General features: G+C 69.9%; 9 protein-coding genes and 1 pseudogene. 1 reads left to right on the top strand and 9 read right to left on the bottom strand.

Features of this window, described 5'->3' with window-relative positions:
* Window positions 1-80: 80 nt before the first annotated feature.
* The 9 genes from ACWGI8_RS26635 to rplU form a co-directional block, all read right to left on the bottom strand.
* Entirely contained in the window at window positions 81-659 is a 579-nt protein-coding gene (locus tag ACWGI8_RS26635; RefSeq protein ID WP_453664604.1) for a hypothetical protein, read from the bottom strand.
* A gap of 157 nt (window positions 660-816) precedes the next feature.
* Window positions 817-1,944, bottom strand: coding sequence for a glutamate 5-kinase (gene proB, locus ACWGI8_RS26630; protein WP_453664602.1), 1,128 nt, complete (start codon window positions 1,942-1,944; stop codon window positions 817-819).
* Window positions 1,945-1,987: 43 nt separating this feature from the next.
* Entirely contained in the window at window positions 1,988-3,196 is a 1,209-nt protein-coding gene (locus tag ACWGI8_RS26625) for a glycosyltransferase family 2 protein (RefSeq protein WP_453664601.1), read from the bottom strand.
* A gap of 218 nt (window positions 3,197-3,414) precedes the next feature.
* Entirely contained in the window at window positions 3,415-5,613 is a 2,199-nt protein-coding gene (locus tag ACWGI8_RS26620; RefSeq protein WP_453664600.1) for a hypothetical protein, read from the bottom strand.
* Window positions 5,614-5,746: 133 nt separating this feature from the next.
* Window positions 5,747-7,246 carry a D-ribitol-5-phosphate cytidylyltransferase gene (locus ACWGI8_RS26615; RefSeq protein ID WP_453664598.1) on the bottom strand — a complete coding sequence of 500 codons (1,500 nt, stop codon included), beginning with the start codon at window positions 7,244-7,246 and terminating at the stop codon, window positions 5,747-5,749.
* A gap of 193 nt (window positions 7,247-7,439) precedes the next feature.
* Complete coding sequence (locus ACWGI8_RS26610) at window positions 7,440-9,662, bottom strand: glycosyltransferase (protein ID WP_453664596.1); 2,223 nt, start codon at window positions 9,660-9,662, stop codon at window positions 7,440-7,442.
* A gap of 239 nt (window positions 9,663-9,901) precedes the next feature.
* Window positions 9,902-11,338: a GTPase ObgE gene (obgE, locus tag ACWGI8_RS26605; RefSeq protein WP_453664595.1), complete on the bottom strand. Its 1,437-nt coding sequence runs from the start codon at window positions 11,336-11,338 to the stop codon at window positions 9,902-9,904.
* Between the two features lie 129 nt (window positions 11,339-11,467).
* A complete protein-coding gene (rpmA, locus tag ACWGI8_RS26600; protein ID WP_453664593.1) occupies window positions 11,468-11,722 on the bottom strand; it encodes a 50S ribosomal protein L27 in 255 nt (84 codons plus the stop codon).
* A gap of 14 nt (window positions 11,723-11,736) precedes the next feature.
* Window positions 11,737-12,057: a 50S ribosomal protein L21 gene (gene rplU, locus ACWGI8_RS26595; protein WP_317432731.1), complete on the bottom strand. Its 321-nt coding sequence runs from the start codon at window positions 12,055-12,057 to the stop codon at window positions 11,737-11,739.
* A gap of 251 nt (window positions 12,058-12,308) precedes the next feature.
* Between rplU and ACWGI8_RS26590 the strand changes: the two are divergent.
* Window positions 12,309-13,362, top strand: a pseudogene (locus ACWGI8_RS26590) (hypothetical protein); the annotation flags it as partial.

The following is a 13,362-nucleotide window of genomic DNA, read 5'->3' as shown; positions in this document are numbered from 1 at the left end:
ATCCCGGCGCCCGTCCGTCCCGGGCTGCCCGGGCCGTCACCCGGACAGCCCGGGGCGGCCGGCCGTTCCGCGGGGGTTCCTCAGAACGGGTGAACGCCGACGGGGGCGGCGGGTGGCGGGCCGTAGCCCTCCGCGATGCGCTGGTGGTACGTCTCGCGGTCGATGACCTCCAGGCCGACGATCTCCCACGGCGGCAGCTTGGCACTGGAGCGGTGCTCGCCCCACAGACGCAGTGCCACGGCCGCGGCATCGTGCAGGTCCCGGGCTTCCTCCCAGTAGCGGATCTCGGCGTGATCGTTGGCGTACCGGCTGGTCAGCAGGAAGGGGTGGTCGTGGGCGAGCTGTTCGAGTCCTCGCCTGACCTCCTTCAGCGGAGCTTCCAGGCCCGAGACGCAGAGCGTGACGTGCCACAGCTTGGACACCACACGGTCCCTGGCCTGCGGGTCCGCGTCCCGTCCGGGTTCCTGGCCCCGGCCCGTGCCGACGCCCTTGTCCTCGTCGAAGCCGTCGAAGCCGCCGGAACCGTCAACGTCGTCGGAGTCGTCGAAGTCGGCCCCCGCTTCCACACTCGTCAGGGCACGCTGCTCCCCCGCGGCTCTGCGGGCGTGGGTGGTGCCCCGTGTCCCACGGGGCGCCGCCCCTGGGCGCGCTCGTCTCACCGGCGGCCTCCTGTTGATGCGTTGTGGTGCCGAACCCCCGCCTTGTCCCCGTGACAAAGCCCCCTGACAAAGTTGACCAGCCCGGGACGGGACGTGGGGCGGTTTTGGTAAAGGTCCTTGCCAGAAGGCCGGACTTTCAGCCGTTTCAGGGGTGACGTCAAGGGTGCAGGACGACGAGATCGTCTCTGTGTACGACCTCGCGCTCGTATGCGGGGCCGAGTTCCTTGGCGAGGTCCCGGGTGGAGCGGCCGAGCAGCTGCGGGATCTCCTTCGAGTCGAAGTTCACCAGGCCCCGGGCGACGGCCCGGCCGGTGGAGTCACGCAGCTCCACCGGGTCGCCGGCGCTGAACTCGCCGTCGACCGAGGCGATTCCGGCGGGCAGCAGCGACTTCTTGCCCTCGACGACGGCCCGTACGGCTCCCTCGTCGAGGGTGAGCGACCCCTGCGGAGTGGAGGCATGGGCGAGCCACAGCAGCCGGTCGGCGGAGCGACGGCCGGTGCGGCGGAAGTAGGTGCCGGTGTCGCGTCCGGCGAGGGCGTCGGCGGCGCGGCTCGCGGAGGTGAGCACGACGGGTACGCCGGCGGCCGCGGCGATTCGGGCCGCCTCGACCTTCGTGACCATGCCGCCGGTGCCGACGCCGGCCTTCCCGGCCGAGCCGATCTCCACGCCCGCCAGATCCTCCGGCCCGCGGACCTCCTCGATCCGGGAGGTGCCGGGCTTGCTGGGGTCCCCGTCGTACAGGCCGTCGACATCGGAGAGCAGGACCAGCAGGTCGGCCCGTACGAGATGGGCGACGAGGGCGGCGAGCCGGTCGTTGTCGCCGAAGCGGATCTCATCCGTGGCGACGGTGTCGTTCTCGTTGACGACCGGGACCGCGCCCATGGCGAGCAGCTGGTCGAGGGTGCGGTAGGCGTTGCGGTAGTGGGCGCGGCGGCTGGTGTCGTCGGAGGTGAGGAGCACCTGGCCGACGCGGACGCCGTAGCGGGCGAAGGAGGCGGTGTAGCGGGCGACGAGCAGACCCTGGCCGACGCTGGCGGCGGCCTGCTGGCGGGCCAGGTCCTTGGGGCGGCGGGCCAGTCCGAGCGGTGCGAGCCCGGCGGCGATGGCACCGCTGGAGACCAGAACTATCTCTTTCTCGCCGCCGCTGCGGACCTTGGCCAGTACGTCGACGAGGGCGTCCACGCGGTCGGCGTCGAGGCCGCCCGAGGCCGTGGTGAGCGAGGACGAACCGACCTTGACGACGATCCTGCGTGCTTCCGTTACGTACTGCCTTGCCACTGTCACGTGGCGAATCTATGCCAGGGTCCGCCGCCGACGCTCCTCCATTTCATCCGCTGGACAAGCGCTTGGGCAGCACTGTCCGGCGCATCCTGGCCAGGGCGTGCCCGGCGCCCCGGCGCACCCGTCGTGCCGCTCGCCAGGCTCTTCGTGCGAGCCGTACGTGCGGTTCGATGCGCTCGCCGCCGATGCGCTCGGGCACGGTCACCTCGTACGCGGAGACGGGGATGCCCGCCTCCGGCTCCTGGAAGTGCGGATAGGCGAGATAGGCCCGTCCGCGTCGGCGCACCACCTGCGGCACGGTGTCCGCGCGGCTGAACGCCAGGACGTCCCGCAGCAGATCGGGGCGGCCCAGCGCGACGCAGGTGAGCCGCAGCCGTTTCTCGGCGCGGAGCCGGCGGGCCACCCCGGGTGTCCAGTACGCGGCCATGAGCGGGGCGGCCAGCTCCATCTTGTGCCGAAGGATCTCCTCCGACTGCCGCAGCACCACCGGCCCGAACTGCGGCAGCAGCGTGACCGTGAACGGCCGCACCATCAGCTGATCGCGCCTCGCGCCCGGCCGCACGTGCGCGGCGATCAGCTTCATCAGCGCGCGGGCCGAGTCGAAACGCGGCTCGTATCCGCCCGTCTTCGTCAGGTGTTTGCCGTCCTCGCGGCCGACCAGGTAGTAGCACGTGTAGTCGGCGACGACGGAGACTCCGGCGCCCCGCAGATACGCCTCCATCGTGAACAGCGCGTCCTCGCCGGTGCGCAGGGACTCGTCGAACCTCATGCCGTGCCGGACGAGCAGCTCGCGCCGGAAGAGTTTCTGCGCGCTGAGCGTGAACTTGACGTTGGAGGTGTAGATGTCGGCGCGCTCGACGGTCCGCGCCCACATCGACTTGGCGGCGTTGCGGTTGACGCCGACGACCTTGCCGAGCACGACGTCCGTGCCGGCCCGGTCGCCCATCGCGACCATCCGTTCCAGTGCTTCCTCGCCCAGGTGGTCGTCGGCGTCGAGGAAGAAGACATAGCGGCCGCGGGCCATGGCCAGGCCGGTGTTGCGGGGGCCGCTGGGGCCACCGGAGTTGGGCTGGTGCACCACCCTCGTGGCCACCTTCGTACGAGCCGCGAACTCCTCCAGGTACTCCCCCGTGCCGTCGGCGGAGCCGTCGTCGACGGCCACGATCTCCAGCCGGTCCGGGCCCAGCGTCTGGGTCTCGACCGATGAGAGGCATTTGATCAGATAAGGCATCGCCTCATAAGCGCCGATGATCACGCTGACGTCGGGAGTCTGTGTGCCGGAAGACCCGGTGCCGGAAGCCTCGGTGCCGGGCCACTCTGCGCCGGGACACTCTGCGCCGGGAGGCTCTGTACAGCTGTCGGACATTGGCACATGGTGCACAGCGCGCATGTCAGCGGTGTGACGGCACGCGCAACGGCCCGTAAGTCCGCCCCTGTCAGGGAGGCTTACGGGCCGTTCGGCCGAGGGCGTCGTCAGCGGACCGCGGTGGCCGTCGCCTCCGCGCCATTGCCCTCCGCGCCATTGCCCTCCGCGCCATTGCCCTCCGCGCCATTGCCTTCGGCGCCGTTGCCCTCCGTGTCGCCGCCCGCGCCACCCGCGCCGCCGGCGTCCGACTCGCGGTCGAGCTCACCGATCGTCTGAGCCCCGATGCGCTGCTCCACACCGGCGTTGCGCGCCTCGGCCTTGGCCACCAGCGCCCGTACCGCCGCGTCGAACTGCTCGATCGACGTGGGTTCGTCGGGTCCGAGCAGATACTTCTTCAGCTCGTCCCGCCCGTCGGCAAGGGTGTCGGCAGCCGGGTCGGCCACGGCGGCCAGCAGCTGGTCGATCTCCTCGGCGCTGTTGGAGAGGATGACCGCGGCCCGTACCGCGGTGTTCTGCCGCTTGAATTCGTCGGTGCCGAGCTCCGCCGAGTCGGTGACGGCGTACGGCTTGCCGCTCGCGATGAAGTCCGAGACGACGCTGGAGATGTCGGAGACCATGCCGTCGGACTCGTTGAAGCAGTCGTACAGCTTGGGCTCGGAGCCGGTGACGACCTTGTGCTCCCACCAGCCGAAGGAGCGCCAGTACGCGTCGTTCCACTCGGCCCGCAGCCGCTGGATCTCGGCGAGCCGCTGGGGGTCGGCGAGGGAGACCCGCGACTCCTCGGACTCGTCGCCGCCCGCGCGGCCGGGCTTGGAGAGCTCGGCCAGCCGGGCCTCGATACGGGTCAGCTCGGCGCGCGCGGCCGACTGCCCGGACTGCGCCGCGGCGGCCTGCTCGGCCCAGCGGGGGTCGGCGGCGCGGTCGGCGGCGGCCTTCCGCACCATCGCCATGATCCGCTCGTGGACGGCCAGGGCCTTCTTGTTGCGGATGCCGGTGAAGGGGTGCGGCTTGTAGATCACACGGACCGGCTGCTCCGCCTCCAGGAGCCGCCGGACGATGTTCTCGCCGGCGAGCAGCAGGGAGGTGTTGCCGGGGTCGTTGTCCCAGCCCTCCCAGGTGGGGGCGTACAGGATGGTCGGGATGGGGTTCTTCGGGGCCCTCGTCCAGGTCTTGATGGGGGCCAGCTGGGGACGGCCCACCTCGACGATGTCGTCGTCGCGGACACCGACGTCGGCGAGCGCGTACCGGTCGCGGCCGGCCCGTCCCGCCGTCCACACCTCGTCGTACACCTTGGAGAAGGGGTTGACGCTGGCGAGCTTGTCGCTGTCGCCGTGGCCGATGAAGACGTGCTTCATGGTCGGTACGCGCAGCATGTGGATGTTCTTGCCGACGTTGGCCGGGTACAGCGTCACCCGGACCGTGTCGAGCTTCATCGCCATCAGGTGCTGGCCGCCCGGGACGCAGAGCACGGGCACGGAGGTCTCGTTGAGCTTCGCGACGAGACCCCGCTCGCGCATGATGATGATCGGCCTGCCGTCGATCTGCTCCATCGTCTCCAGCCACATGTTGACCTGGTACGCCGACTCGTCGGAGCCGGAGAAGTACAGGGCGACGGTGGGCTGGTACTCGCTCAGCCACTTCTGCACGGCCTTGAGCACGGCGGGTGCGGACGGCACACGGCGCTTGCGGCGCAGATACGGCACGAGCGCGGCGGTGTAGAGCAGGGCGAAGGCGATGGTGACGGCGGTGCCGACGTAGCCGACGATGTTGCGGCCGGTGGCGGCCGCGAACACGACGCCCGCCATGGCGGGGATGTCGAGGTGCAGCATCTTCTCGCCGGAGCGGCGCAGCAGGGCGCGCGGCGGGGCGTCGGGGATGCGTACGGCGTTGAGGTCGACGTTGCGGGTGACGACCGGCATGGTCCGGCGCAGCCGGATCAGGGTGGTCAGCGCGCCGTGCGGCGCCTGGAGGCCGTAGAAGAGCAGGAAGCAGGCGACCGTCGCGTAGAACAGCGGCTGATCCGCGAGGTTCTCGCGGGCGAGCAGCAGGATCAGCAGCAGCTGGCGGAGCAGGAAGCGGATCGGCAGACCGGCCCGGACCTTGTTCAGGCGGTTGACCAGGTAGCTGCCGCGCTGGTGCAGATACCAGTCCGCGGCATAGGTCACGGCGGCCGCCGCAGCGAACATCCAGATGCTGGGGATCAGCGCGGCGATCATGACGCACGGATACCCCAGTCCCATCAGGACTGCCGCGGCCAGCTCTGACCGGCTGCCCACACGTGCCAGGCGAATGGCGGTCGAAATCACGTAGAATCTGCTCCAAAGGTGCCGGTTGATTCACGTTTAAGGAAATTGTGAAGACGAGCCTTCACGAACTCGGGCCTCTGTGTCGCGTATGGCGACCGACAGAGGCCCGAATTGTTTCAGCAATGGGGAATTATTACACATCCTCTTGACGGTCAAGCACGGACGCCAGCGCCTGCTCGAATCCGGAGGCCTCGCTCGCCTCGCGGGTCGGGTCCTGCTGCCGTACATCGATGACATGGCCGGTCAGCTCGGAGAGCAGCACGTCCAGCGAGGTCCGGGCCACGGCTTCGGAGGACAGCAGCGAACCGGCCGGCTCCTGGCCGAACGCCTTGGTGCGCATCGGCGTGGCCGTACGCTCCGGGTTGACGCAATTCACACGGATTCCGTCGCCCGCCCATTCGTCGGAGAGGGCCTGGGTGAGATTCACCATGGCCGCCTTGGTGGACGAGTAAAGGCTGTATTCGGCGCGGCCGCGAGTGTAGCTGGAAGAGGTATAGAGAAGCAGCTGCCCCTTGGTCTCCGCCAGATACTTGTACGAGGCGCGAGCAATCTGGACGGGCGCCAGGTAATTGACGTTCAGCGCTTCCTGAATGGTCACGTTGTCGGTCTCGGCGAGCTTGCCGATGCGCAGGACGCCCGCGGTGTTGATGACGTAGTCGATACGGCCGCTCTCGGCGTACGCCTTGGAGAGCGCGTCGTCCACGTGCTCCGGGTTCTCGACGTGGGTGCCGGTGGTGGAGCGGCCCAGGGCGTAGACCTTCGCGCCGTACTGCTCGGCGAGCGCGGCGATGTCCGCGCCGATGCCGTACGAGCCCCCGAAGACGACCAGGGTCCTGCCCGCCAGCAGCTCGCGGTAGGCGGCCTCGTCGGCCTGGCGCGGGGCGGCGGTGGAGGCCAGCTGGAAGAGCTTGTCGGCGATGAAGACGTCGACCGGCTGAGTGACCTTCATGTTGTACTCGTCGCCCGCGACGACGTAGATCGGCACGTCCGGCAGGTACTTGAGCACGACGCTGCAGTCGTCCGTGGCCTGGAAGTTGGGGTCCCCGGCGGCGATCTCGTACGCCCTGCGGATCGTGGAGAGCTTGAAGGCCTGCGGCGTCTGACCGCGGCGGAGCCGGGAACGGTCCGGGACGTCGGTGATGAACTCGCCGTCCTCGCCGTGGGTGCGGGTCACGATGATCGTGTCCGCGGAGGGGATGGCGACGTCCACGGCCTGGTAGCGCTCGAGAGCGTCGACACAGTCCGCGATCACTCGCTGTGACAGAAGCGGACGCACCGCGTCATGGAAGAGGACATTGGCGTCCTCGCCCTCGGCGAGGTCCTCACCGATGGCCCGGATCGCGCGCTCGGTGGTCTCGTTGCGGGTCGCGCCGCCCTCGATCACCTTGGTGACCTTGGTGAGTCCGGCCTTCGCGATGATTTTCTCGACGTCGGGCACAAATCCCGGCGCCATCAGCACAATCACGTCGTCGATGGCTTCCGCCTGCTCGAAGATCGTCAGCGTGTGCTCGATGACGGCCTTGCCGGCGATCTTCAGCAGCTGCTTGGGGATCGCGAGCCCCACGCGCTGGCCGGTACCACCGGCGAGCACGACTGCTGTGGTGCGGGGCTTGGCTTCCTGCGGCACGGACACAGACGAACCTCTACCTTGCGATGACTGGGGGTCGGTGTGATGGTCGCACTCTCCGTGACCGTCCCGCAAGGCGGGCATCGGGCGCTCCACACCCTGCCGAAACCGGGTGTTCACCCGCTGGCCAGGGGGGTTTGAGAGGGCGGAACGGGACGAAGGGGTGACTGATACCACAGACACGGCCTGTGGCTCACAGTTACTTCATTGCTTTGTCGACGACATTGAGTACAAGTTCGTTTCCGGCGCTGAAGAAGATCTTCACCGTTACCTCGACCCGTGGCCGGGAGCGCAACCGGCCCACCACAGCGCGCACACGTGCGAGCGGGCGCTTCTTCAGCAGATCCACGGAGGGATACGGATAGACCGTGCCCTTCTCGACCACGTCGTCGAGTACGCGGCCGATCCTGACGGGTGCGGCGCCCGGCGCGTAGCGCAGCCAGAGGTCCCAGACGTCGTGGGCGGAGGCCTGGACCGCGGCGGGGGCGGCGGTCGGGAGGGTGCAGCGGAAGCCGTCGGTGCCCTCGCGGACACCGGGGAACTCCAGCTCGCCGGCATCCTTACCACGGCGGCGCAGGAGAAGGACCGGATCACCGGTCGGCTGCGCTTCGCCCAGCAAACGCCCGGAAATGGTGATCTGCCGGTCGCTGACGTTGACGTCGCCCGACTCGGCGTGGACCGGGCGTACCCAGGAGCGCAGGCAGAGCGTGCCCTGCCGTACATAGGGGACGAGGGTGCGTACGACCGTGCCGGGCCGGACGCGGGCGGCGGCCCGCATCGCTCCGCGCTGGTCGACGGCGCGGGTGGCGAGCGGGGTCCGGTCAGCGGCGGGTGAGGTCCGCTCGGCGGCGGGCTGCGGCTGATCGAGGTCGTGCCGCCGCTCGGCGTGGCAGGTCCAGATGCCCTCGGCGAAGTCCTCGCCCGCGGGGACGGTGGCGCGGCCGCTTGCGTCGAAAGGGAAGACGCGGTCAGGGACGGCGGCGTCGGGGTGCACGCACACGAGGACGGCGTCCCCTGTCCGCTCGCCGAGAAGGGTGATGGTGAGCGCGCCGCTGTCGTCCGCGACGCAGTCCACGCGGGGGGTGTCCGGGGCCGAGTCCGAATCCGGGAGCGTGTCCGAGTCCACGTCGGAGGCCGAGTCCACGTCGGAGGCCGAGTCCACGTCGGAGGCCGATTCCACGTCGGGGGCCGAGTCCGGGTCGGAGAGCGAGTCCGGGTCCGGCGGCGACCCGGCGCGCACGGCGGGGCCGCCTGCCGAGGTGGCGGCGTGGGCACGGGAGCCCGCGCCGAGGTCCGCGAAGAGCTCCTCGTACTGCTTCGCGACCGAGCCGGGGTCGAAGCGGCAGGCATGCGACCGGGCGGCGGCTCCCATCCGGTGACGCAGCGGCTCGTCGTCGATGAGCCGCAGCAGCGCTGCGGCGATGGCGTCGGTGTCACCGACAGGGACGAGTAGTCCGTCGACCCCGTCCGCGATGATCTCGCGCGGACCGTAGTCGCAGTCGGTGCTGACGACCGGCAGCCCGCACCGCATGGCCTCGACGAGGGTCATGCCGAAGGACTCGTGGCGCGAGGTGGACACGGCTATCGCGCCCTTCGCCCACTCCGGTTCGATCGGCGATCGGGGGCCCATGAGATGGACGCTGTTGTAGAGGCCGAGTTCGTCGATGCGTCGACGGAGACGTTCCTTCTGGTTGCCCCAGCCGCAGATGCGCAGGGTCCACTCCGGGCGTACGGCGACGACCTTGCCGAACGCCTCGATCAGTACGTCGTACTGCTTCTCCGAGGCGAGCCGCCCGGCCGCGACGACGGTCGTCCCGCTCAGATCGGAGGGGGCGACCATGGGCTCGGGCACGCTGTTCGGGATGGCCAGCACCTGGGTGTCCGGCAGCGGCATCCGCTCCCGCCACACCGCCGCGTCGCCCTCCGAAACGGTGACGAACGCGTCGAGCGCGGCGAGGTGTTCGCGCAGCTCGGCGCGCAGCTCGGGCTTGTGGTGATTGTGCGTCATGTGCTCCTGGCCGATGAGCACGGCGCGCTCCGGAGCGAACTGGGCGACGTACGCGACGAGCCCCGGCCTGGTCCCGATGATCACGTCGGCGTCGGAGCCGGCGTAGTGCTCCCGCACCCGCTCGTCGGTGAGCTCGCTGTACTCCGTGAAACGCGCGTCATGGGCCGGGAAGCGCTCGGCGGGCCGCAGCGCGAGCGGATGCTTCTGCTCGTTCCCCGGGGAGGACTGCCGGGTGTCGACGAGCGGTACGACCTTGACGCGGGGGTCGATCGCGAAGAGCGGCTCGTCCCGGTGCCGGAAGACGGAGACGATCTCCACCTCATGCCGTCCGGCGAGCTCCTCCGCGAGATTGAGCGTGGTGCGGATGGTGCCGCCGATGCCGTAGATGGTGTGGATGAGGAAGGAGACCTTCATCAACGCTCCGTTCAGTGCCGGCCGGGGCAATGTGCCCTGCCCCCGCGTACAAGACGGTGATCGGGCACGGCAGGTTGTGCCACCGCACGGATCTGAACCGATCGGATCCTGTCCGCTCGCGGCCCGCCCCTACCGGGGCGGGCGAGCTGGAGCGACGACGGCCCGGATCCCGCTCCTCAAACGCCAAAGGGGCTCCATCGGAGCCCCTCCGGCGGTTGAGGGCCGTCAGGGCCTGCGGCCTAGAACGGGTCGAAGTCGTCGAACTCGCGCTGCGCCTCGTCGCGTTCCGCGTCGCGGTCCTTGCGGCGCTGGGCCGCGGGGCGCGGGGCCTCGAGGCGGTGGTCCTCGCCGCGGCGGCCGAGCATCTCCGCACCGGCCATCATCGTGGGCTCCCAGTCGAAGACGACCGCGTTGTCCTCGGGGCCGATCGCCACGCCGTCGCCCGCGCGGGCGCCCGCCTTCATCAACTGTTCCTCGACACCGAGGCGGTTGAGGCGGTCCGCCAGGTAGCCGACGGCCTCGTCGTTGTTGAAGTCGGTCTGGCGCACCCAGCGCTCCGGCTTCTCGCCGCGCACGCGGAAGAGGCCGTCCTCCTCCTGCGTGACCGTGAAGCCCGCGTCGTCGACCGCCTTCGGGCGGATGACGATCCGGGTCGCCTCCTCCTTCGGCTTGGCCGCGCGCGCCTTCGCCACGATGTCGGCCAGTGCGAAGGACAGCTCCTTCAGACCGGTACGCGCGACCGCCGACACCTCGAAGACGTGGTAGCCGCGCTCCTCCAGGTCCGGGCGGATCATGTCCGCGAGGTCCTGGCCGTCCGGGATGTCGATCTTGTTGAGGACGACGATCCGGGGACGGTCGTCGAGTCCGCCGTACTGCTTCAGCTCCTCCTCGATGACATCGAGGTCGGAGGCGGGGTCCCGGTCGGACTCCAGCGTCGCCGTGTCCAGGACGTGCACCAGCACCGAGCAGCGCTCGACATGGCGCAGGAACTCCAGGCCGAGGCCGCGGCCCTGGCTGGCGCCCGGGATCAAGCCCGGCACGTCCGCGATCGTGTAGACGGTCGAGCCGGCCGTGACGACGCCCAGGTTCGGTACGAGCGTGGTGAAGGGGTAGTCCGCGATCTTCGGCTTGGCCGCGGACAGCACCGAGATGAGCGAGGACTTGCCCGCGCTCGGGTAGCCGACCAGCGCCACGTCCGCGACGGTCTTCAGCTCCAGGACGATGTCGCCGGCGCGACCGGGCTCGCCGAGCAGCGCGAAGCCCGGCGCCTTGCGGCGGGCCGACGCCAGTGCCGCGTTGCCGAGGCCTCCGCGGCCGCCGTCGGCCGCCACGTACGTCGTGCCCTGCCCGACCAGGTCGGCCAGCACATTGCCCTGCTTGTCGAGGACGACCGTGCCGTCCGGGACGGGCAGCACGAGGTCCTGGCCGTCCTTGCCGGAGCGGTTGCCGCCCTCGCCGGGCTTGCCGTTGGTGGCCTTGCGGTGCGGCGAGTGGTGGTACTCGAGCAGGGTCGTGACCGACTGGTCGACGGTGAGGATGACGTCACCGCCACGACCGCCGTTCCCGCCGTCGGGCCCGCCGAGCGGCTTGAACTTCTCCCGATGCACGGAGGCGCAGCCGTGGCCTCCGTTACCCGCGGCGACATGCAGCTCGACGCGGTCCACGAAGGTGGTCATGGATGTGCCTCCAGATGATTACGTACGGAAATGTCTCTTCAGTAACACGCGAAAGGCGGACCCTCTTCCCGTACGTCCGTACGAGAAGTGAGGTCCGCCCTCGCGAAGAACTGTTCTACGGGGCCTGGATCAGGCGACCGGAACGACGTTCACGACCTTGCGGCCGCGGTGGGTGCCGAACTCCACCGCACCGGCGTTCAGCGCGAACAGCGTGTCGTCGCTGCCGCGGCCGACGCCCGAGCCCGGGTGGAAGTGTGTGCCACGCTGACGGACCAGGATCTCACCCGCGTTGACGACCTGACCGCCGAAGCGCTTCACGCCGAGCCGCTGAGCGTTGGAGTCGCGACCGTTCCGGGTGGACGATGCGCCCTTCTTGTGTGCCATCTCTCCTCAGTCCCTTACTTCGCAGCCGTGGGGATCGCCGTGACCTTGATCGCCGTGTACTGCTGGCGGTGGCCCTGACGACGGCGGTAGCCGGTCTTGTTCTTGTAGCGCAGGATGTCGATCTTGGCGCCCTTGTGGTGGTCCACGATCTCGGCCTGGACCTTGATGCCGGCCAGCACCCACGGGTCGCTGGTCACGGCGTCGCCGTCGACAACGAGCAGGGTCGAGAGCTCGACCGTGTCGCCAACCTTGGCAGTGGAAATCTTGTCAACCTCAACGATGTCGCCGACAGCAACCTTGTGCTGGCGACCACCGCTGCGCACGATGGCGTACACGCGGATCTCTCTCTCGCTCGGAACGGGAACCTCTGATGCCAGCCGTCCGCACAGGCCACAGGCCTGCGACTCTCCACACGGGATGAACGGCCTCTCCGGCCGAGCCGGAGGGAGGTGCTCAGAAGCTGGCGCGTATGGAAACACGCCGACGGTCAAGGTTACGGGGCGGGCCGCAGGGGGTCAAACCAGGCCGGGGTCGAACCAAGCAGATCCCTGGTGGAAGCACGCCCCTGGTTGTTGAATGTGCGCTCGTGCCCCTGCGCTCCTTCATCACCATGCCGCGTCTGCTCCGGCACGGCTCCGCCATCGGCGCCGACCTTCCGCCGGACGAGGCGGTTCTCCTCGACGACCGTCCCGCAGCGCTGCGCGCCGCCGTCGCCGCGGCCGTCGCCGGTGACCACGGTCCCGCGCGGGAGCTGCTCGCCGCGACCCGGCTCGGCGCCGAGTGGGAACGGCGCAGCCACTACGTCGGCGAGCTCGCCGAGTCCGCGCTGCACAATCCGGGCTGGCTGGACGCCTGGCTCGCCGGGGCGCCGGAGGACCCGGACGCGATGCTGGTCAAGGCCGACCTCTGTATCGACCGGGCCTGGGCGATACGGTCCGCGGCCCGCGCCGAACAGGTGTCGCGCGATCAGTTCCGGGCGTTCTTCGCCCTTCTCGAGGACGCCGTACCGGTCATCGGCGCGGCCGCCGAGCTCAACCCCGACGACCCGGTGCCCTGGCAGATCGCCCTGACCCACGCCATGGGCATCCAGGCGCCGCGCGACCTCTTCGACGCGTACTGGGCCGAAGCCACGGCCCGCGCCCCGCACCATTACGGCTGCCACGCCGCCGCGCTCCAGTACCTGTGCGCGAAGTGGCACGGCTCGCACGAGGAGATGTTCGCCTTCGCCGAGCGGGCCGCCGCAGAGGCTCTGCCGGGCTCGAAGCTGCACGCCCTGCCGCTGGCCGCCGCCATCGAGTACGACGTCGTGGCCGGCGTCGGCGACGACGGGCCGGTGGACCGGTCCCGGATCACGGCCGCGGTGGACCGTGCGCGGGAGCTGTCCTCCTTCTATGAGCCGGGCGACCCGGAGGCAGCCGGATTCCGCAACGAGCTGGCCCTGATGCTGATCCTGAGCAAGCGGTTCGAGGAGGCGCTGGACGTCTTCCGGGCGATCGGGGTGCGGGCCCGCTCGTATCCCTGGCTCTACTTCGGAGAACCGCGCCAGGAATTCCTGGACTTCCGCACGGGAGTACGGATGCAGATCGCGAGCCGTACGCCGTTCTTCTCCAGGCCGCCGAAGTCCGTGACGGGCTCGGCGG

The sequence above is a fragment of the Streptomyces sp. NPDC054841 genome (assembly GCF_053611045.1).
This window is presented reverse-complemented; position numbering and strand designations above follow the sequence as displayed.